We start from the raw sequence: 21,544 nt of genomic DNA, 5'->3' as shown, positions 1-21,544 counted from the left end.
TTACTGTAGATTTTAAGGAACATCATAACAGTCTATAAACCTCTTATTTTTCATTTAAAAATTCCGTAAATTCGCACCCTTATTAAAAAGCATAGACCATGAGCGCTAAGTTCACTGAATATAAAGGATTAAACCTTCCACAAGTAGCCGATGAGGTTCTTGCATTTTGGAAGGAAAACAAGGTGTTTGAAAAAAGTATCACGACAAGAGAAGGAGCGACTCCTTATGTCTTTTTTGAAGGACCTCCATCTGCCAATGGTTTACCAGGGGTACATCACGTACTTGCTCGTGCGATCAAAGACATTTTTCCTCGTTACAAAACCATGAAAGGCTTTCAGGTAAAACGTAAAGCAGGATGGGACACCCACGGACTTCCCGTTGAGCTAGGGGTTGAGAAAGAGCTCGGAATCACTAAAGAAGATATTGGTAAAAAAATCACGGTTGAGGAGTATAACGAAGCGTGTAAAAAAGCGGTGATGCGTTATACCGATATCTGGAATGACCTCACCGAAAAAATGGGGTATTGGGTAGATATGACAGATCCATATGTGACCTACAAATCCAAATATATGGAGACGGTATGGTGGCTACTCAAACAGATATATAACAAAGATTTATTATACAAAGGGTATACCATACAACCCTATTCTCCAAAAGCAGGAACAGGCTTAAGTTCTCATGAACTCAATCAACCGGGTTGTTACCGAGATGTAACAGATACAACGGTGGTCGCTCAGTTTAAAATCACAGCAGAAGGAGCCAACCCACTAGCAAAAGAATTGGCAGATGGACAAACCTACTTCTTAGCTTGGACAACCACCCCTTGGACACTCCCTTCTAATACAGCATTGACCGTTGGCAAGAAGATAGATTATGTGCTGGTAGAGACGTACAATCAATATACGTTTGAGCCTGTTAAAGTAATTCTGGCAAAAGCATTGGTAGGAAAGCAGTTTGATAAAAAGACTTTTTTTCCAGTCCCTAAAAGCATTAATTTTTCAAGTTTAGACTCTAAAATTGGTGGCGACGACAGGGCTAACTTAATTATTGGAAGAGAATTAAATGATCAAGAATTTCCGTATATATTTAAAATCTTAACGAACAAGAAATATTCTTTTGAGGATAAATTAAATGCTCTAAATGATGCGCGATTTAATTTTACAGAAAAACAGTTAGGCTTCCTCATTAATGCTGATATTCAAGTCGTCGGTAAAAAGATACCTTATCAAATAGTTCGTGAATTCAAAGGGGCAGAACTTCTTGAATTGCGTTACGAGCAATTATTTGATTTTGTGCAGCCACATGATAACCCTCAGGATGCTTTTCGAGTGATTGCAGGAGATTTTGTCACTACAGAAGATGGGACAGGAATTGTACACACCGCACCTACTTTTGGTGCCGATGATGCTTTGGTGGCAAAACAAGCTTCTCCAGAAATACCCCCTTTATTAATCAAAGACGAAAATGACAACTTAGTTCCACTGGTTGATTTACAAGGTAAATTTCGCCCTGAGCTTAAAGAATTTGGAAATAAGTATATAAAAAACGAATATTATACAGACGGAGAAGCGCCAGAAAAATCGATGGATGTCGAACTTGCTATTCGTTTGAAGGAAGAAAATAAAGCCTTTAAGGTAGAAAAGTATGTGCATAGTTACCCACACTGCTGGCGTACAGACAAACCTGTATTATACTACCCATTAGACTCTTGGTTTATCAAAGTAACCGATTTTAAAGATCGTATGCACGAACTCAATCTTGGCATCAATTGGAAACCGAAAGCTACTGGTGAAGGACGTTTTGGGAATTGGCTTGCTAATGCAAATGATTGGAACCTGTCTCGTAGTCGTTTCTGGGGAATTCCGTTACCAATCTGGCGAACCGAAGATGGTAAAGAAGAAATCATTATAGGATCTGTAAAAGAATTAAAAGAAGAGATTCAAAAATCACTAGCTGCAGGTGTCATGAAAAGCGATCCTTTTGAAGGATTTGTTACCGGTGACATGAGCGAGGAAAACTATGCGCTTGTAGATCTTCACAAAAATGTCGTAGATCGCATTACCTTAGTTTCGAGGACTGGGCAAATCATGACGCGAGAGAGTGATCTGATTGATGTGTGGTTTGACTCTGGATCAATGCCGTATGCGCAATGGCACTATCCTTTTGAAAATAAAGAACTCGTAGAAGAAACTTGGCGTAAAGCAGATTTTATAGCTGAAGGCGTAGATCAAACCAGAGGATGGTTTTATACCTTGCATGCGATTGCTACCATGATTTTTGATGATGTTGCCTATAAAAATGTAGTGTCTAATGGATTGGTGCTTGACAAGAATGGGCAGAAAATGTCCAAACGTCTCGGCAATGCGGTAGATCCATTTGATACGCTAGAAACCTATGGGCCAGACGCCACACGTTGGTACATGATAAGCAATGCAAATCCTTGGGATAACCTAAAATTTGATCTTGCAGGAATCGAAGAAGTAAAACGTAAGTTTTTTGGGACACTTTACAATACCTATAATTTCTTTGCACTGTATGCAAACCTGGATAATTTTACGTATGCCGAAGCAGATATCCCTCTAGAAGAGCGTCCAGAAATAGATCGTTGGATCCTTTCTGAACTTCATACGCTTATCGCGAAAGTGGATACATTTTATGCTGAATATGAGCCAACAAAAGCCACAAGAGCCATCGATGCTTTTGTCCAAGAAAACTTATCTAATTGGTTTGTAAGATTAAGTCGAAGAAGATTCTGGAAAGGATCTTACGGGACAGATAAAATAAGCGCCTATCAAACATTGTATACCTGCTTGCTTGAAGTGGCAAAACTAGCAGCCCCTGTAGCTCCGTTTTTTATGGAGAAACTGTATAAAGATTTGAATGGAATCACAGGAAAAGAAAAATTTGAGAGTATACATCTGTCACATTTTCCAAAAAGTGATACTAAGTATATAGATGCTGCGTTAGAGCATAAGATGGAAAAGGCACAAACAGCCAGTTCCTTAGTGTTGTCGCTTCGCGCAAAAGAAAAAATTAAAGTGCGTCAACCTTTACAACGTATGATGATTCCTGTATTGTCAGATACAGATAGAGAAGAAATACTTGCGGTGGCAGATCTTATAAAATCAGAGGTTAATGTCAAGGAGATAGAGCTTATAAGTGATGATTCTGACATTCTAGTAAAGCAAATTAAGCCTAATTTTAAAGTTTTAGGCCCTCGATTCGGGAAGGACATGAAACTGATTGCTAGTGAGATACAAGGATTTGGACCTGATGAAATTGGAAAAATTGAGCGTGATGGAAAAATTGATCTAGAAATTAATGGAAAATTGACTACTTTAGAATCTAGTGACGTAGAGATTACTTCTCAAGATATAGATGGGTGGTTAGTAGCTAGTCAGAATGGAATGACTGTCGCTCTAGATATTACCATCACAGAAGAGCTTCGTAAAGAAGGAGTAGCAAGAGAGTTGGTCAATCGTATCCAGAATTTACGAAAAGATTCTGGTTTTGAAGTGACAGATCGTATTGACATTAGGTTGCAAGAAGAACCGCTTATTAAGCAAACGGTACTAGATAATGCTGAGTACATTAAAACAGAGACCTTAGCAGATTCTCTAGAAGTCGTAGAAAAATTAACAGACGGGCTTGAAATAAGCTTTGATAACATAACAACATATTTAACCATATCAAAACAGTAACGTATGGAAAGTACAAAAGGACAGAGATACAGTGATGCAGCGTTAGAAGATTTTCGCAAGATCATACAAGACAAAATTGAAAAAGCACAACGTGATTTAGATCTTATCAAGAGTGCTTACCTCAATGATGGTACTAATGGTACAGACGATACCTCTCCACAATTCAAATCTTTTGAAGAGGGAAGTGCTACGATGAGTAAAGAAGCAAACAGTGCCCTTGCTATACGACAGGAAAAATTCATTAGGGATCTTAAAAATGCGATTACACGCATTAATAATAAAACCTACGGGATTTGTCGGGTTACAGGAAAATTAATCAACCCTGAACGTTTAAAACTCGTTCCACATGCCACACTTAGCATAGAAGCTAAGAATATGCAGAGCTAAAAATATAATAGCGTCCTTCGGGACGCTTTTTTATGAAGTATTATTCCGTATTTATACTGTTCCTTGTCTTTTCAGGAAGCCTGTCTGCACAAAAAAAACTATTCAAAGAGTACGATGCAAGAGACACCCGTACCGTATTTGTAGAGAGTGATGATATTTTTCAAATTAAATTTACCACAGCTCAAACAGATAAAATCACCATTTATACACAGATAGAAGGAGAAACTTTTGAAAGTACCCTACTTCATACAGAGATCGTAGAAGGGGTGTTAAAAATCACTACAGGTCGTACACCAGATTTTGTCCCTTTTAATGATAAACTATCTGCACACAAGGTCTTATCTATTGTCATAGAAATCATACTACCAGAAGGGCTTTCTATTGATGTGTATTCAACATTGGCAAGTGTAAACGCACAGGGAAGTTATGACCAAGTACGTATTAATTTAGGAAGAGGAGGTTGTTATTTGTCCAGTTTCCGCTTTCGCGAAAGCGTATACATTAACACTATATCTGGAAATATAACCGTCGAAACTAAAAATTCGGAAATTATAGCACAATCTCGAAATGGAAATGTCGTTATTTCAGAAGGGATGACAGGAAGAGACACAATACACTTACAGAGTATTGATGGCGATATAACGGTTATAAAATCAAACTAAAAAGCGTTATTTTTACCATCCTAAATAAAATTTATGTCACTAAAGAAAGCTGGACTTATTGTTTTTTTAATACTTCTTGTAGATCAATGCATTAAGATATATATAAAGACACATTTTCATTTAACAGAATCCATTAAGGTTTTTGGATTGGATTGGTTTCAGATTTACTTTGTAGAAAATGAGGGTGCTGCTTGGGGCGCCCAGTTACCCGGAGAGTATGGAAAGATTGCGCTTTCTTTGTTTCGCCTAGTTATAGCACCATTAATTGGATATTGGTTGTATAAGTCAGTTAAAGAAAATGCACCCAAACTACTTGTCATCTCTGTCTCTTTAATATTTGCAGGAGCTGTTGGTAATATCATAGATTCACTTTTGTATGGTGTGATTTTTGATGCTAGTTATGATAATCAAGTAGCCACATTTTTGCCAGAGGCAGGGGGATATGCAAAACCCTTATATGGAAAAGTAGTCGATATGCTCTATTTTCCTTTTATAAAAGATGCTACGTTCCCGAGTTGGCTTCCTTTTGTGGGAGGAAAAACGTTTACATTTTTTAACGCCATATTTAATATAGCAGATATGGCCATAAGTACAGGTGTTGGAATTCTTCTTGTATTTAATAAAAAAGTATTTCCTAAAACGAAAGACTAATGAAATGAATTATAGCTTGAAACGACCTACCGTAAGTAAGTTATAATCCCTACACACATGAATACTAAAAAATAAATTGAAATGAAAAAAACTACGTATGCTTTGGCACTCTTATCTGTGGGAGTGTTTACCTATTTTCTAATAAATAGGAGCGCACATGAAACAGCAGAAAGAAGTGAAACGACATTAATTGCACCAACATTCTCGAAAACAGAAAAAACACCTATTGAGCAAAAACGACAATTTACTCAAGAGCGTTTAGAGTATGAGTTGGCTTTTCAAAGAGATCCACAAACGGGTGAAATTCCAAGAGATCAAAAAATAGCAGAGCTTCAATCATCTTTAGAATCATATCGAAATCGTAATGCAACAAGGTCTTCTGATAATGTGTATGTAAATAGAGGCCCTTCTAATCTTGGAGGACGTACAAGAGCATTAGCCATAGACCTAAGTGATCCTTCTGGAAATACAATGATTGCAGGAGCAGTAAGTGGAGGTGTTTTCAGAACTACAAACGGAGGACAGAGCTGGAGTAAAGTATCCTCAAATGGAGAGATTCATAATGTAACAGCCATTGCACAAGATCCTCGAGATGGCTTTCAGAATATCTGGTATTACGCTACAGGGGAACTTCGTGGAAACTCTGCAACTTTAGGAGGTTTCTTCTTTGGTCAAGGTGTTTGGAAATCTGAAGATGGAGGACTCAGTTGGGAACAAATACCTGAAACAGATTCTGTTTTTGGAAACTTTGATTCTTCTTTTGATATTAATAACGCATTAGCTGTAAGCCCAGTGACAGGAGATCTTTTTATAGCTTCTATAGGAAGAATACATAGATATGATGGTACTAACATTATTACGGAGTTAGAAGAGCCTGGTGACGGTGGTTTTACAGATGTAGCAATAAATGGAGCGGGAAGAGTATTTGCCACATTTCACGGTAATTCTTCAATGAATGGTGTGCACACGTCAGAAACAGGAAATGGTTCTTGGACACGCATTGCTCAAAATGGAAATCCTGCAGGTTGGGATGCAACAACCAATAGTCTTAGTCGTATAGTCATTAGCACAGCGCCTTCAAATGATAACTTGTTATATGCGCTGTATACAAATGGTAATACATCAGACATAGATGCCGACTTATGGCGTTATGATCTAAGTACAGATACATGGACAGATTTTTCTTCTACATTACCCGATGAACCAGGTGGAGACTTGCCAGGAAATGACCCTTATACACATCAAATAGCGTATGATCAAGTAATACAAGTAAAGCCAGATGATGAAAATTTTATAGTTATTGGTGGTTCAAATGCATATAAGATAGAAAACATAGAGACAGACGATATGTTTACCAGAATAGGTGGATATCGCGATAGATTTTCTTTTGCACTATATGATTTAGGAGGAGGTGACACCCACCACCCAGATGTGCATGCATTTGCTTTTGATCCTACAGACACAAACATTCTTTTTACAGGAACAGATGGAGGAGTGCACAGAACAGACGATATAACCGCGACAACAGTTGCATGGGTAAACCTTAACAATAATTATCAAACATATCAATTTTATCATGTAGCACTTGATCCAGAAGAGAGCTCTGACTTTGTTTTTGGAGGGGCTCAAGATAATGGAACTACTTTTGGAGGAACTTCTGTTGGACTTCCTAATAATACAGAGCACGGGACTTTCTTTGGAGGTGATGGTGTTGCCGTAGGTATAGGAAGAGAAGACGGTAACAATCCTCTTAGGCTCTATTTAGGCTCACAAAATGGACAAATAGTAAGATTTAATCAAGCTAACAATACATTTATAGATATAACTCCTACAGGAGCTAATAGTAGTATTTTTGTAACATACTTCTATCTTGATCAGGATAACACGAATGCTCTGTATTATGCAGATGGCGGAAGGATGTTCAGAACTACTGATGCCGTAGGCGTAAATCCAGGAAGTTGGGAGGATATGGGTAATTTGCCTATAAATCAAAACTTAAGACAATTTGCAGCGACTAGAGGCGCGTATAATCCAGCATCAAGTTATTTGTTGATTGGTGGACAAAATGGGGGTGTTTTTAGACTTGACGATCCTCAAAATGCTACAGACTTATCTGACGCGATTAATATAACACCTCCAGGTGCATCAACAACAAATGGAACAATTGTCACAGGGTTTGCTATCCATCCTACAAATCCAGATATCGTGATGGCGGTTTATGGGAATTATAACATTACTAATATTTTCCTTACAAATAATGCGACGAGTGATACCCCAACTTGGGAGGTTATAGAGCGAAATCTTTCTGCACATTCAATACGCTCTGCAGCAATTACGCAAGTAAATGGGCAAATTGGATATTATGTGGGTACTGCAAGAGGATTATATAGTAGTCCTGATCCTACTCAGATAGATTGGTTACTTGAAGGAGGAGATCAAATAGGAATGGCTTTAATAAGCGGACTCGTATATCGACCTTCTGATAATAATCTTCTTATTGGAACACATGGTAATGGAATGTATGATACCGTAGCTACACCACTTTCTATAGAGGATTTCGCAGAAAATAGTACCGAGAACATACTTCGTGTTTTTCCTAATCCTACAAGTGATATCTTAAACTTCAGAACTTCTGGAGTCAATAGTATTTCTGCATATCAAATTATAGATTATACAGGTAGAGTTATAGATGAAGGTACTATAGATAACCTTTCTCAGGGAGCTGTAGATGTAAGTAAATATACTAATGGGGTTTATTTTATAAGCGCTATTACTCAAAATAACGAACGCGTAGTGACTCAATTTATAAAGAGATAAATATTAAAGACATAAGAGTTTATAAAAAATCCCGCTTGAAAAAGCGGGATTTTTGTTTTGGTAATGAAGTGCTTATTAGTTTTTCCAATCATTATCTTCCTGATGTATATCAGCCATTAATCGGCTAGGGTCAATCGTCATTGATTTTATTTTTGACATAGGAATATCCACTGTAAAGGTGTATGTTGGGTTGGTCCAAGGCCAGTCTTCTAATTGCGTATAGCCTGTCGTATTTGGTTTTTCATTACGCATCATACGTAATGGTATGTAGTACATCGGCGCTTCCTTGTTTGTCGTGATCTGTAAATCTATGGGCATGGGCATGAGTCCTTTTCGCGAAAGCGTAATATTGGTTTTATTCCCATTTGCGACTACTTCGGTAATAGCGTAGTCTATCGTATTTGTTGTTTGCGTCCAGTCTGTAAGATACCAGTCTAGTTGTATGCCTGATACTTTTTCGGCAGCGCGTTTGATATCATTTGGGGTTGGGTGTTTAAAAGCAAAATCATTGAAATACCTTTTCAAGGTTTTGGCAAGATTTTCTTCTCCGATGATATATCCTAATTGCGCAAGAAAAACAGCCCCTTTATTGTATGCAGTTGCTCCATAGGCACGATTTCTATTATAGCGATCTGCATGCGTAGTCTGTGGTTGTTCATGACCACTTTCTACTAGTCTATAATATCCTCTATACGATCCAGTAAATGGGTTTTCTTTATTTTGATCCATCACCTCGTTCATGGCTTTTGCAGAGATGTAAGACGTAAATCCTTCATCCATCCATTCATGCTTTGCTTCATTAGTTGCTAATAAAAATTGAAACCAGGTATGTGCAAATTCATGTGCGGTAACTCCAACAAGGCTTCCAAAACTTCGCTCGCCTGTAATAAAAGTACACATAGCATATTCCATACCGCCATCACCCCCTTGTATCACAGAGTATTGTTTGTATGGATAGGTGCCTATATGTTTATTAAAATACGCTAAGATAGCGGCTGTTTTTGGTTGTAGGTTTTTCCAGTTTTCTATGATCTCAGGATTGTTTTTATACAAGAAATGTAACTCTACACCATTTTCTGCAATGTAAGTGTCGTGAAGATAATTTGGGTCTGCTGCCCATGTAAAATCATGTACATTTGGCGCTATAAAATGCCATGTATATTTCCCTCTTTTTGTTTTTGGAGTTGCAGAAGCATTTTTATCTTGATACCCGTGCCCTACTTCATTACCATTTTGAACATACCCAGTACCTCCTAGAGTATAATCTGCATCGATTGTAATTTTTACATCAAAGTCACCCCATACTCCGTGAAACTCACGTCCAATGTATGGATCTGCATGCCATCCTTCAAAATCATATTCGGCGAGTTTAGGATACCACTGTGCCATGGATAATGCAACTCCTTCTTTATTATTGCGTCCACTACGGCGTATTTGTACAGGCACTTGTCCTGTGAAATCCATATTGAAAGTTGTTTTCTGGCCAGGAAGAATAGGTGTAGTTAACGCTACTTCTAGGATAGTTCCTGCCACTTTGTAAGAAAGTTTATTACCATCTTGGCTTAGACTGTTTACTTTCATAAAGCCAATTTCATCAGGGGCTAATTTACTGATGCGATCACCTACTCGAGGATCTGCGTCTGCAATGGTACGTGATCGTACATCCATCTCACTACCGGGTTGAAAGGCATTAAAATACAGATGATAAAAAACCTGTGTAAGCGTATCGGGAGAGTTGTTTGTATAAGTTAACTCTTGTTTGCCAGTATATTGATAGTTGTTTACATTCATATCAACTTCCATGTTGTAATCAACATGTTGTTGCCAATACGAAGTGTTTTGCGCAGTGGTATTTGCTGTAAGGAAAGCACATACACATGCAAAGAGAATTGATTTTAGAGTTGGTTTGATCATCATAAATTAGTTGTTTAATGCTGCCAATTTAAAGGCATTATACATGTTTGCAATTTTACCAGACTTAGAGAGCTCGTTAAATTTTGCTCGCTTTGTTGGATCACCAGCAACAATCACAGCATTTGTGATAGATAAGCCACTAGTGATGATAATTTGTTTTATTCGTTTTGCTTTGAGTTTAGGGTAATAGCTGCGCAACATCGCTGCAATACCTGCCACATTAGGAGCAGCCATAGAGGTGCCTCCTAAAAACTCATAGGTGTTATTGGGTGTTGTTGACCATATATGCTCTCCTGGAGCAAATATGTCAACATTTGATTTCCCATAATTAGAAAAAGAGGCTACAACCTCACTACCATAGGTATCATCTAGGGCTCCAATAGTCAAAAAAGTATCACTCATTTCTGAGGTGGTATCTAACTGATCATTGGGATATACTCTGTTAGCAGGGTCATCTAGATTAAGTCCTTCATTACCTGCCGCATTGACAATAAGCACATCATTTTTAGCTGCATATTGAATGGCATCATAGACCCATTCTGGATTTTGAGCATAGTATTTTCCAAACGAAGTGTTGATAACTTTAGCTCCGTTGTCTACTGCATAACGAATAGCAAGAGCAATATCTTTGTCATACTCGTCTCCATTGGGAACGGCTCGGATGACCATGATTTTAATATTATTGTTTGCCACTCCATCCATACCAATGCCATTACCGCGTTGTGCTGCGATAATTCCACTTACATGGGTTCCATGTCTAGCTCCTTCTGGTTTTGGACCTATGACATTGTTATTGCCATAGGAGATGTCTGTAATATCATAAGGATTGTCTCCTAGTACTTCTCTATAGTTTACACCTAATGCATAGTTTTTTAATTGACTTCCAATCTCTGTCAGATCTCCTTCTATGTTTTTTATAAACGTTGGAATGGTATCTTCATACTGAAACATCTGTGACAAAAATGCGATGTGATTTTGCATTTCTTCATTAGGATTTGGTATCGCTTTTAATTCCTTAAGTGTATAGCCTTCTTTACCTATTTTCTTTGAAACAATACCATGCGATATTTTTACCTGTCGAAGTATTTGAGTGTATTCTTGTTGAACCCCTTGTAGTTCCTCGTGTTTTTCGTTACGTTCAGATCTCGCTTTTTGATACATCGTAAATAAGCTTCTTTTATCAGCAGGAACTTGAGCAACAGTCTTTCCTTTAAATTCAGTGTCATAGCGATCTATAATTCGAGCAAGCTCGAGTTGTTCTGTTTCTACATTTCCTAGGAAGTTCCAGCCGTGTATATCATCTATATAGCCGTTGTTGTCATCATCTTTTCCGTTATTTGGAATTTCTTTTGGGTTGGTCCAGATCACATTTTTTAAATCTTCGTGATTGATGTCAACTCCACTATCTATGACAGCAACAATGGTTTGCACCCCTGATTTTCCGGGCAGAATTTCAGTATATGTTTTTTCGATACTCATTCCAGGAATCGTATCTTTTATTAAATCTTTTGAAGCCCATGATTTTTCTTGAGCCTCTGTAAGTGGTGCAATTTTTAAGGGATTATTATCTACATTTTCCACGGCAACCGTCACAAGAGGTGCAGGCGTTTCACATCCAAGAATCAATGAAGTGAGAGAAACGGTAAGTAAGGCTTTTTTTAAAATAGAATGCATGTTAGGGGGTATGAATTTAAATAATGTCGTTTAGTGTAAAAGTATCTTTAAGTCGGACTCCTTTTTCAGTGTGCTGTACTGTAATGATAGGGTTATGCGCATCATGTTCTAACCAAAGATAATATCCTTTATCTGCTGCGGTATTCAAAAATAGTTCTTTTTCATCAAGGGTTAACAAGGGGCGTGTGTCATAGCCCATCACAAAAGGCAATGGTAAATGCCCCGCGGTAGGAAGTAAATCTGCCATGAATACAATGGTTTTATCTTGATAGGTAATGTGAGGAATCATTTGCTTATCGGTATGTCCATCTGCAAAAAAGATTCCAAACCCTAGCTCTGATGACTCTTGAAAAGTTGTTCCCTCCCGAGAGATAAATTGTAATTGTCCGCTCTCTTCCATAGGGAGTATATTCTCTTTTAAGAAAGAAGCTTTTTCTCTTCGGTTGGGTTGTGTAGCCCATTTCCAGTGATCTTCATTGCTCCAAAATGTGGCATTTTTAAAAGCAGGTTCGTACCCCGTTTTATCTTTATTCCATTGCACAGAACCCCCGCAATGATCAAAGTGAAGATGTGTCATAAAAACATCAGTGATATCGTCTCTGTGAAAACCGTATGCTGCGAGTGAGCTGTCTAAGGTATCATCACCCCATAAATAATAATAGCTATAAAATTTATCTGATTGCTTATTTCCCATCCCTGTATCAATCAAGATAAGGCGGTCTCCATCTTCTATAAGCATACAGCGAGCCGCAATATCAATCATATTATTGGCATCGGCGGGATTGGTGCGGTTCCATAAACTTTTAGGAACAACGCCAAACATAGCACCGCCATCTAGTTTGAAATTACCTGCTTCTATGGGATATATTTTCATAAGAGTGACTCGTATATTTTTGAAGATAAGAATAAAAGTTGTGTTGAGAAGGAGTACGCTTTCGCGAAAGCGTATACAACCACACCCTTCTCATATTTGAAATCCTTGCAAAATAACAAAAAAGGCATTTTAACAAAGATTTCTTAGTGCCTTTTTAACAAAGAATTGTATATTCCTTATTCGTGAAGTAGATTTACGTTTTAAACCAAGAATATATGTTAGAGTTAGCAGGAATTATTATCCTAGGAATTATTGCGCAGTGGGCCGCTTGGCGATTAAAATTACCTGCAATTTTACCATTAATCCTTATTGGACTTTTTGTTGGACCCATTTCCACCTTACTTTCTGAAGATGGAACCAAATGGATAGAACCTCTTTGGAATGGAGAAGAAGGATTATTTCCTGGGGAGGGATTGTACTATTTTGTTTCACTCGCCATTAGTATTATCCTTTTTGAAGGCGGGCTTACTCTGAAACGTTCTGAAATACGAACCATTGGTCCTGTGATTACAAAACTAATTACGATAGGAAGTGCGGTAACCTTCTTCCTTGCAGGAGCTGCTGCCTATTTTATTTTTGGGCTTAGTCTTAAGATTTCGTTTTTATTTTCAGCCTTGATTATTGTGACAGGGCCTACCGTAATTTCTCCTATTCTTAGAAATATTCCGCTTAAAAAAGATGTTTCTTCTGTATTAAAGTGGGAAGGGATTTTGATTGATCCTATTGGTGCACTGGTAGCCGTATTGGTTTTTGAGTTTATCAGTGTCGGTGAGGGGCAGCAGTATACAAAAACAGCCCTTATTGAGTTTGGAAAGATTTTGCTTTTTGGAACCACCTTTGGGTTTACGTTTGCTCACGGACTTGCTTTTGCGATTAAGAAAAAATTAATTCCGCATTATTTATTAAATGTGGTTTCCCTTTCTGTTGTTCTTCTCGTGTTTGTCGAGTCTGATATTTTTGCCCATGAATCGGGGCTACTTGCTGTTGTGGTGATGGGAATGGTGTTAGGAAATATGAATTTACCGAATATCAAAGAGTTGCTTTATTTTAAGGAATCGCTGAGTGTTTTACTAATCTCTATACTCTTTATTTTGTTGGCTGCAAACATCAATATGGAGGATTTATACTTGTTATACCGTTGGGAAACAGTCGCGCTATTTGCTGTGGTGGTTTTTGTGGTGAGGCCCCTTGGGGTTTTTCTAAGTACCTACGGATCTGACTTAAAAATGAACGAACGTATTTTTATAAGTTGGGTAGGTCCGCGAGGTATTGTTGCTGCTGGTATTGCTTCCTTATTCGGTTCAAAACTCCTATTAAAAGGAGAACCCTACGCAGAATATATTACGCCGCTGGTTTTTATGATTGTATTAGGAACCGTGTTATTAAACGCCACCACAGCACGCCTTTTTTCTAAAGTGATAGGTGTTTTTCTTAAAAAATCGGACGGAATCCTTATCATAGGAGCTTCTGAGGTTTCTAGACTAATCGCTCGATATCTACAACGTAATGACAGGCATGTGGTGCTATTAGATAGCAATGGAAATAATGTGCGTTTGGCACAAGAACAAGAACTAGAAGCCATTGAAGCCAATATATACTCTGACGATATTACGGATAATATAGAACTGAATCATGTTGGATATCTTATGGCACTCACTGGAAGTAGTGAAATTAATGAGTATGCTATCTCTAGATTTAGTAAGCAATTTGGAGAAAATGGATCCTTTCGATTGATCTCCAAACGAGAAATGGATCATCCTGAAACTATTTCTAAAGAAGGGCTTTTTTCAACGACAGATGACTACATCAATCTTACTGAAGTCGCTCGAAAATATCCTGTGATTCAAGAAATAGCAATCAATTCTGAAGAAGAATACAAAGAATTATTACAAACATTATTAGACGATCAAGAGATGATTCCTCTTTTTGTAAAAGAAAAGAATGGATTTATTGATATTATTAGCTCTTCTGCAGAGGCACCTCCTTTAAAATCATTTGAGGGAAGTAAAGTAATATACCTTGGAAAACCGATGATCGGTTCCTTAAAAAAGGTAGAAGAAGAGTAGGTATTTGTGTATTGTTCTTCATAAGTTAAAAGCAGAATTCATAAATGAAATTTGAACTTCCATTTAAAGAACAACTATACAACGAGCAAATGATTCTAAATTTCATTACTGCTTGGAATAAGAATCTTAAAAACAATAAAAAAAGGCTGTTTTGGGCAATTCCTATGACTTTATTGGGGGGATTGATCATTTATGGAAAAAACAATCTTGGATTTTTATTCATTGCAATTGGAATTCATAATTTGATTAACTTTTATGATTATTACGTATTCTACAAAAAAAGTAAGAATACGTTTTTTGAGGTAATTGAAAGAGAAAAAAAAGAATACATAGAAGCGAGTGAAAATTCTATATGGGAATTTAATGATGAGTATTTTAGATATAAAGACTATAAATTTGAGATAAAAATAAAGTGGAAAACTTTCAAAAGCATTAGAGTAATAGATAATAACTTGTTTATTGACCTTGATCTTGAAAATCACTCATCTTATATCTTAGGGGAAACTGAAATAGGAACTGAAAATTTCCATAAATTAATTGATTTTGTAAGAAATAAAATTGGAGAGAATCCAGTGCATAAAACCGATAAAACCCACACTTAAGAATCAATCTTTTTTCGCCAATTTATAATAAGTCTTATAGTATTTTATACAAAGTGCGCTTGCGCGAAATAACATCCAGACCACAAACGCCATCCAAATACCTTCAAGTCCCCAGTTCATTTCTTTACCAAGATAGAGTGCTGGTAAAAAACCTAAAAAGGTAGCCACTAGAAGGGTGTTGCGCAAATATGCCATTTCGCCTAAGCCTTTAAAAATCGCATCCAGTGTGAATGCAATGGAGTTAAGGGGTTGTATGAGAATAACGATGTAGAAAACGCTATAAAACACAGTCAGCACCATCTCCTCATTGGAAAATAACTCCCCAGCGATGGTGTACCCAACGGTACAGGCAATCATCAGTAATGCTGCTACAATGAGGTTATAAGTATTGACACGTTTGGTAAGGATCCACAAACCTGTATAATTTTTTGCTCCTAATAATCTTCCGCCCAACACATTTCCTGCGGCACCATAGCCATCTATAAAAAAGGCAGTAAACAGCCATATATTGGCCGCAATAGTATGTGCAGCTACGCTAGCTGTTCCAAGTGCTGTGGCTTCTTTTACAGCAAGAACAAGCGCGATATTGAGCGAGAGCGAACGCACAAAAAGATTTAAACTCATCCCGACAAGCCTACGAATTTCAGGATGTAATGGAAAACGTAATCGCAAAGAGATATTGGTTTTTACCAATAAAAAGATCAGTGCCATGATGGCCATGATGGCCTGTGATAGTAAACTTGCCCAAGCCGCTCCTTTCACTCCTAAAGGTACAATGATGCCCTCAATCCCATACACGAGGGCAAAATCAAGTCCTATATTGATAAGGGCTCCCGAAATGGCTACAAGCATGGGCCAAAACGTATTCTGCAAGCCTCTAAAAATTCCGAAAACAGCAAAGGTGAATAAGGTGAGTGGAAATCCCCATACGCGGATATTGTAATAATCAATACTTAAGTCGAGTACCATGCCTTCAGCATTGAGAAATGTAAAAATATCTTCTACAAAAAAGTAGGTTCCTCCCAAAACAAAAAAACTTAGGATGATATTAAAAAAGATCGCCTGTGCAGGAAGTACTTTAATATCTTCTAATTTGCCTGCGCCTAGATTTTGGGAAATAATCGCCGAAATCGCACTTCGCGTTTGCCCTAAGATCCAAATAAGCATCGACAGAAAAGCGCCTACAATCCCGACAGCGGCAAGTGATTCTGTGCTAAAGGCAGGCATATTTCCCACCACAGCGGCATCGGTGCTAGATAGGACAGGCTCTGCAATTCCAGCAATGATAGCGGGAATGGCTAGTTGCTGAATCCGTTTAAAAGAGATATTGATGGTCGCGTTAGATTCGATAGGAAGTGTGGGTTTATGGGGTTAGTGATAGGTACTATTTTAAGAGGAGTTCGTAGCAATAAAAAGGATGCTCACTTTGTTTCGGAAAATAAATGTTTCCGAGGCGTTGATACCCTCTTTGCTCATAAAACGCTTGATTTCTTGTGTTTTGACTAAAGGTGTCCAAACGTATGGAGGTGGCATTATGCGCTTTCGCGAAAGCTTCTGCAAAATCCATTAATTGAACCGCGTAGCCCTGTCCTTGAAACGAGGGATGCACGGCAAGCCTGTGGATGTAAAGGTTATTTTCATTTGGCGAAAGCCAGTTTATAGGAATATACTCCTCATCCATAAATGTAGAAATGACCACCGTTCCTATAATCTTGTCCTCTAGTTTAAACACATAGAGTTCTTGACGCGCTATATCGTTCTCAAACGCTTGTTTTGAGGGATACTGTTCATTCCATTGGTAAATCCCTTTAGCGATCATTGCTGCGGCACACTGCTTAGTGAGCAAGAGAATTTCAGGGATTTCCGAGATTTTTGAGGGTACAATCATAGATATAGCCTATTTTTGCGTTACAGAAAGCTAAAATAAGTCTTATTCCATGAAAAATATACTTGTTCCTATAGGTTCCTCTAGTAGTGCCGCATCAACCTTACAATATGCCATTGATCTTGCTCAAAAACTTGATGCCAATGTATATGTGATTTCTGTTTTTCAAGAGTTTTCTAAAGTAGGGGGGATGTCAAAAGTAAACACCTTACTGAAGGAAGAGTCTGAAAATCGGATCAATTCGGTATTGAAGGCGGTAGACAAGAAAGATGTATCTGTGATTGCACACCCTATTAAAGGGGATATTTTAGAAGGGGTCAAGCGATTTAACAAGCATGTGCCTGTAGATTTAATGGTCTTGTCACCACGCAGTAACTCACAAAGAGAAGAGGTATATCTTGGACGAACTTCTGGAAAATTAGTAAAAGAAACCAATATTCCAGTACTTGTAGTTCCTGATAATGAGGTTTTTAAAGTACCTAAAAGAATTTTAATCGGTTTTAAAAACGGGAAATTTTCTAAAAGGAAGTCATTAGAGCCGCTTAACAAATTTCAAAAACATTTTGATAGTGAAGTACATCTTTTACAAGTAGAGACGCCTAACACCACGCCAGATATGTTAGAGATAAGTGATAAATTAAAAAAGATGAGTAGTTCTTATACATTAACAAAAAACGCAACGACGTATCAAGGGGTTTTAGAGCATTTTCAAGCAAATAATCCAGATATGTTGTGTGTTGTACGTAGAAAGCGAGGTTTTTTCCAAAAACTATGGGAAGCAAATGCGGTGTTGAAAAGAGATTTCTTTACGACAAAACCGTTGCTTATTTTGCGTGTACAGGAATAATATAAAAGCGATACTAGTTTTTTCGCTGTCGCGAAAATAGCCTATTATTGCAGCACGGGGATGTAGCTCAGCTGGCTAGAGCGTTTGACTGGCAGTCAAGAGGTCGTGGGTTCGAGTCCCATCTTCTCCACATCAAGCAGGAAATCCACACGAAAGTGTGGATTTTTTGTTTTCGCGAAAAACGAATCCAAGATTTGGTTTTTTGCGAAAACAAAAAATGAAAGCCGAAGGCTAGGATTTCCTATTTGCGGGAGTGGTGTTTATAGGCCCAACGCAGTTAATCCCATCTTCTCCACAAAAATCCCCGTTATCATTGTGATAACGGGGATTTTTGTTTTTTAGGTGTCAGAAGTCTAATATTTATCTAACTAATGTCTACCAGATAACGGCTTCATTTTTTTTGCTAATAACTTCTCAATCACATTTAATAAATAGGGCTCTATGCCATCAAATTCAATTATTTTTAGAGTAATTTCAAAATCTTTTCCTTTTGCGTATTCATATAATTGTAATCCCTGTGTAGTTCCTGCTTTATAATAACCTAAATGCTGATTTATCCTACCTGTGATATTAGTTAAATCATCTTTCTTTCTATATCCACCTTGTCTAACTCCTAGATATAAAATATTATCATAGTTATTGCTATTTGTTGCAGGCACTTTTTTTAGACCACCTCCCCTATACTCATCTATTAAATATTTTAAATCTTTTGCTTTTTGATTGTTTTCTAATTCAAACCAATTTCAGAAGTATGCTGTTTGAACATCACTTCCTCACTCCCGATCTCACAAACCAATCCCGTCAACACCTTTTCAAACTCCAGCAGTGTGTCTTCGGTGATATTAGAATCTTTATCAAACTTAAAAGGCATAAAACCATTTTTTAGCTTTTTAAATGAGATAATCCCTGCTTTTGCAGGAAAAGAGATACCTCCGGTTTTATAGTGCATATAGGTGTATAAAAGCACTTGAAAAGCCTTTTCGTACTTACCTTCGGGGAGTAAAAGATCTTCCCAGGCGGTGATGCTCAAATCTGCAGGTTGTACACTGCCTGATTTATAATCAATGATGCGAATCTCATCATTACGGATTTCAACGCGATCTGCGGTTCCTTTTAGATGGGTAGGAAAAGGTAACTGTGCTGCAACCAAAGGAGTCTTTAATTGCTGCTCTAGCTGTATAATCTGGATGCGATCTCCTTGTTGGATGCATTGCTTCTCAAAGGCAAGAAAATTCATAAGATACCGTTGTATCACCTCATAAATAATAAGATTCTTTCCTCTAGAAAGATTCATGCTTTTAAAGATCTGATCAAATTGTGCTTTTACAACAGGTTCAATCTTGGTTTCTATGGCTTCGATGTGTGCAACAGTCAGCATCGTGTTGACATAAGGGGTATAGACATATTCTAGAGCATTGTGAATAATCGTACCCATGGTATTGGCGGCCACAATTTCTTCTACTTCATCCAATTCTTGGATGCCCAACACGTATTTATAATAAAACTCTAAAGGATTTCGTAAATAGGTGCTTAGTGATGAGGGCGATAAACCTGATGCAAACAGTTTTTTGAGTTGTTGTATCACTTCGGCTGTTTTATGAATACTTTGTACAGGTAAAGTATTCATAGCGACTGCAGGTGTCGCTACGATTTGATGAATCGAATGGATGCCTTCTAGTTCTAATTGCAGTAGAAAACGACTTTTTTCAGTAGTACCAATGCCTTCTGTTGCTGAGGTATACACCAAATGAATGTGTTCCGATCGATGTAATAATCGATAAAAGTGATAGGCATACACCGCATCCTTCTCTTGGTACGTAGGCAATTTGTGTATGTACTTCAAGTCATACGGGATATAGGAATTGGTGCTTTTCCCGGCAGGTAAAATACCTTCATTAAGCGAAGTAATAATCACGTGTTTAAAATCGAGTAACCTAGATTCTAACATCCCCATAATCTGAAGCCCTTGATGTGGATCTCCTTGTAAATCGATGGTTTCTGAGGAGATCGTATCTCTATAAAACCGTATAAATGTAGGAATGTCTTCTATATACGAATAGGTATTGTTAAGGGTCACTAACTTGTTGAATGTCTTATAAAAGCCATATAGGTATTCCAAGTTGAGTGCATCTTGAGAAGGATCAAGTGTGTTTTTAAGAATATAAATAAGGGACAAACAGTTGTCAATGGCTTTTACAGGATTGTCTTCCCAGATTTCAAATAAGATCACTAGGGATTCAGGAAGCGTTGTAAGCGCTAACATCTCTTGTAAATCGGTCTTATTTATATAAATGGTATTGACTTGTTGAATGGTGTGAATAATTTGTTCAGCCTGTTCTAAAAGTAATTTTTGAATAAGCGGTTGTTGTAGTAGCGTAATGACATTTTTGTAATAAAACCCTTTTTGATTATGCTCTTTTTTGAGCGTAAAAAAGTGTTCAAATAGAGAGGCGAGTGGCGTTTGCCGTAACGGAATCCCCATGGTGACATTAATATTTTTAATGTTTTTAGGGAGTGCATTGATAATAGGTAATAATAACGTTTCATCTCCTAGGACCAAGACGGTTTCATTGAGTTGTTCTTGTGAATAGGTAGCTAGATGGTTTCCGATATACTTTGCAAGTTGTAAGCCTTGTGTGACTTCGGTGATGGTAATTTCCTTTTTTTTAGTGTAATGTGTGTACACTGTTTCAAAAGGATGTGTTTTAAAATAGGGCCATTTCTTCTGATGTTCTCTCATAAAAAGAGAGGCTTCGTGGGCGGTATTCTCTATAAAATGTTTCTCAGCATCCCAATAGATTTTACTATTCCCTGTCGCCAATAATGCTTGGATAAGATGTTGTTCAGAGGTGTTGAGTGCGTTGAACCCTAAGAAGACATGTTTTTTAGTGGTATTATTTTCAATATAATGTTCAATATCTTCTGCTGCTTTTCTATAAATAAGTCCTTGATGGGCTGTGTTAGCCTCTAATAAAATAGACGTAAAAAGCTGGTAATATTCAGGGAGAAGTTTCCAGAATTTAAGATAGTTTTTGACAAGCGAAGTAGTCTCTTGTTGTTTCGACCAGTGATTTAAATCCTGAATAGCACTTAAATAGTCAAAAAAGGAAACATGATCCACAAGATAACGGTCAATCTCATTAAAGTCACCCAATATCGTTTGTGCCCATCCATAAAAGATAGAAAAGGATTCTTTGTCTTTTGGGGGTGTTATTTTTAGATAGGCTTGATATAATGCAAATACTTGATCAGTTTGTGAGGCTTGTTTAAGACCAGATAAATAACTTATAAATTCCTCAATACTATATATTTCAGGAGAGAAAATGGATTTTTCTAAATGTTTTGCAATATTAGTGCGAAGAAAACTACCTGCACGTCTACTTGGAACAATAAAAGCAACAGAAGAAAGGTCGTCGTATTCTTCTATACAGCTAGTGATGACATCTTCTATAAATGATTGCATA

General features: G+C 37.4%; 15 protein-coding genes and 1 tRNA gene. 9 read left to right on the top strand and 7 right to left on the bottom strand.

From position 1 onward, the window contains the following. The first annotated feature begins 98 nt into the window (after positions 1 to 98). The 5 genes from ileS to ACFO3O_RS07120 all read left to right on the top strand — a co-directional run bounded on the left by ileS (position 99) and on the right by ACFO3O_RS07120 (position 8,218). On the top strand, positions 99 to 3,701 hold the full coding sequence (gene ileS, locus ACFO3O_RS07140; RefSeq protein ID WP_379977893.1) for an isoleucine--tRNA ligase: 3,603 nt from the start codon (positions 99 to 101) through the stop codon (positions 3,699 to 3,701). A gap of 3 nt (positions 3,702 to 3,704) precedes the next feature. Further along, positions 3,705 to 4,088, top strand: a complete 384-nt coding sequence (locus ACFO3O_RS07135; protein ID WP_379977892.1) for a TraR/DksA family transcriptional regulator — start codon at positions 3,705 to 3,707, stop codon at positions 4,086 to 4,088. Positions 4,089 to 4,120: 32 nt separating this feature from the next. Continuing rightward, positions 4,121 to 4,750, top strand: a complete 630-nt coding sequence (locus tag ACFO3O_RS07130; protein ID WP_379977891.1) for a DUF4097 family beta strand repeat-containing protein — start codon at positions 4,121 to 4,123, stop codon at positions 4,748 to 4,750. 33 nt (positions 4,751 to 4,783) lie between these two features. Then, positions 4,784 to 5,401 (top strand): lipoprotein signal peptidase, encoded by a 618-nt coding sequence (locus ACFO3O_RS07125; RefSeq protein WP_379977890.1) that lies wholly within the window; start codon positions 4,784 to 4,786, stop codon positions 5,399 to 5,401. An 81-nt stretch (positions 5,402 to 5,482) separates the two neighbouring features. Further along, a complete protein-coding gene (locus tag ACFO3O_RS07120; protein ID WP_379977889.1) occupies positions 5,483 to 8,218 on the top strand; it encodes a T9SS type A sorting domain-containing protein in 2,736 nt (911 codons plus the stop codon). A 75-nt stretch (positions 8,219 to 8,293) separates the two neighbouring features. On the opposite strand, the gene ACFO3O_RS07115 is transcribed toward ACFO3O_RS07120, so the two are convergent. The 3 genes from ACFO3O_RS07115 to ACFO3O_RS07105 are packed head-to-tail and all read right to left on the bottom strand — an operon-like array spanning position 8,294 to position 12,680. Continuing rightward, positions 8,294 to 10,135 carry a M1 family metallopeptidase gene (locus ACFO3O_RS07115; RefSeq protein ID WP_379977888.1) on the bottom strand — a complete coding sequence of 614 codons (1,842 nt, stop codon included), beginning with the start codon at positions 10,133 to 10,135 and terminating at the stop codon, positions 8,294 to 8,296. Positions 10,136 to 10,138: 3 nt separating this feature from the next. Then, positions 10,139 to 11,806, bottom strand: a complete 1,668-nt coding sequence (locus ACFO3O_RS07110) for a S8 family peptidase (protein WP_379977887.1) — start codon at positions 11,804 to 11,806, stop codon at positions 10,139 to 10,141. A 16-nt stretch (positions 11,807 to 11,822) separates the two neighbouring features. Further along, positions 11,823 to 12,680 carry an MBL fold metallo-hydrolase gene (locus ACFO3O_RS07105; protein WP_379977886.1) on the bottom strand — a complete coding sequence of 286 codons (858 nt, stop codon included), beginning with the start codon at positions 12,678 to 12,680 and terminating at the stop codon, positions 11,823 to 11,825. A 215-nt stretch (positions 12,681 to 12,895) separates the two neighbouring features. Between ACFO3O_RS07105 and ACFO3O_RS07100 the strand changes: the two genes are divergently transcribed. Both ACFO3O_RS07100 and ACFO3O_RS07095 read left to right on the top strand, forming a co-directional pair. Beyond that, positions 12,896 to 14,746 carry a cation:proton antiporter gene (locus ACFO3O_RS07100; RefSeq protein WP_379977885.1) on the top strand — a complete coding sequence of 617 codons (1,851 nt, stop codon included), beginning with the start codon at positions 12,896 to 12,898 and terminating at the stop codon, positions 14,744 to 14,746. Positions 14,747 to 14,790: 44 nt separating this feature from the next. Next, entirely contained in the window at positions 14,791 to 15,348 is a 558-nt protein-coding gene (locus ACFO3O_RS07095; protein WP_379977884.1) for a hypothetical protein, read from the top strand. Positions 15,349 to 15,351: 3 nt separating this feature from the next. Here ACFO3O_RS07095 and ACFO3O_RS07090 read toward each other — a convergent pair whose 3' ends face one another. Beyond that, positions 15,352 to 16,698, bottom strand: a complete 1,347-nt coding sequence (locus ACFO3O_RS07090) for an MATE family efflux transporter (RefSeq protein WP_379978076.1) — start codon at positions 16,696 to 16,698, stop codon at positions 15,352 to 15,354. Positions 16,699 to 16,732: 34 nt separating this feature from the next. Next, positions 16,733 to 17,236: a GNAT family N-acetyltransferase gene (locus tag ACFO3O_RS07085; RefSeq protein ID WP_379977883.1), complete on the bottom strand. Its 504-nt coding sequence runs from the start codon at positions 17,234 to 17,236 to the stop codon at positions 16,733 to 16,735. Positions 17,237 to 17,285: 49 nt separating this feature from the next. Between ACFO3O_RS07085 and ACFO3O_RS07080 the strand changes: the two genes are divergently transcribed. Together ACFO3O_RS07080 and ACFO3O_RS07075 are read left to right on the top strand one after the other, a co-directional pair. Next, positions 17,286 to 18,080 (top strand): universal stress protein, encoded by a 795-nt coding sequence (locus tag ACFO3O_RS07080; RefSeq protein ID WP_379977882.1) that lies wholly within the window; start codon positions 17,286 to 17,288, stop codon positions 18,078 to 18,080. 56 nt (positions 18,081 to 18,136) lie between these two features. Further along, positions 18,137 to 18,210 (top strand) — tRNA-Ala (locus tag ACFO3O_RS07075). 238 nt (positions 18,211 to 18,448) lie between these two features. Here ACFO3O_RS07075 and ACFO3O_RS07070 read toward each other — a convergent pair. Beyond that, complete coding sequence (locus ACFO3O_RS07070; protein WP_379977881.1) at positions 18,449 to 18,739, bottom strand: hypothetical protein; 291 nt, start codon at positions 18,737 to 18,739, stop codon at positions 18,449 to 18,451. 68 nt (positions 18,740 to 18,807) lie between these two features. After that, complete coding sequence (locus ACFO3O_RS07065) at positions 18,808 to 21,543, bottom strand: PD-(D/E)XK nuclease family protein (protein WP_379977880.1); 2,736 nt, start codon at positions 21,541 to 21,543, stop codon at positions 18,808 to 18,810. Position 21,544: the final 1 nt, after the last annotated feature.

It is taken from the genome of Dokdonia ponticola (assembly GCF_042653865.1).
Taxonomy (GTDB): domain Bacteria; phylum Bacteroidota; class Bacteroidia; order Flavobacteriales; family Flavobacteriaceae; genus Dokdonia; species Dokdonia ponticola.
The sequence above is the reverse complement of the archived record's forward strand: the minus strand, read 5'-3'. Positions and strand labels throughout refer to the sequence as shown.

Bases quoted from the DNA above. Each gene is read 5' to 3' on its own strand.
- ileS (WP_379977893.1), top strand. From the start codon at position 99: ATGAGCGCTAAGTTCACTGAATATAAAGGATTAAACCTTCCACAAGTA.
- ACFO3O_RS07135 (WP_379977892.1), top strand. From the start codon at position 3,705: ATGGAAAGTACAAAAGGACAGAGATACAGTGATGCAGCGTTAGAAGAT.
- ACFO3O_RS07130 (WP_379977891.1), top strand. From the start codon at position 4,121: ATGAAGTATTATTCCGTATTTATACTGTTCCTTGTCTTTTCAGGAAGC.
- ACFO3O_RS07125 (WP_379977890.1), top strand. From the start codon at position 4,784: ATGTCACTAAAGAAAGCTGGACTTATTGTTTTTTTAATACTTCTTGTA.
- ACFO3O_RS07120 (WP_379977889.1), top strand. From the start codon at position 5,483: ATGAAAAAAACTACGTATGCTTTGGCACTCTTATCTGTGGGAGTGTTT.
- ACFO3O_RS07115 (WP_379977888.1), bottom strand. From the start codon at position 10,135: ATGATGATCAAACCAACTCTAAAATCAATTCTCTTTGCATGTGTATGT.
- ACFO3O_RS07110 (WP_379977887.1), bottom strand. From the start codon at position 11,806: ATGCATTCTATTTTAAAAAAAGCCTTACTTACCGTTTCTCTCACTTCA.
- ACFO3O_RS07105 (WP_379977886.1), bottom strand. From the start codon at position 12,680: ATGAAAATATATCCCATAGAAGCAGGTAATTTCAAACTAGATGGCGGT.
- ACFO3O_RS07100 (WP_379977885.1), top strand. From the start codon at position 12,896: ATGTTAGAGTTAGCAGGAATTATTATCCTAGGAATTATTGCGCAGTGG.
- ACFO3O_RS07095 (WP_379977884.1), top strand. From the start codon at position 14,791: ATGAAATTTGAACTTCCATTTAAAGAACAACTATACAACGAGCAAATG.
- ACFO3O_RS07085 (WP_379977883.1), bottom strand. From the start codon at position 17,236: ATGATTGTACCCTCAAAAATCTCGGAAATCCCTGAAATTCTCTTGCTC.
- ACFO3O_RS07080 (WP_379977882.1), top strand. From the start codon at position 17,286: ATGAAAAATATACTTGTTCCTATAGGTTCCTCTAGTAGTGCCGCATCA.
- ACFO3O_RS07065 (WP_379977880.1), bottom strand. From the start codon at position 21,543: ATGCAATCATTTATAGAAGATGTCATCACTAGCTGTATAGAAGAATAC.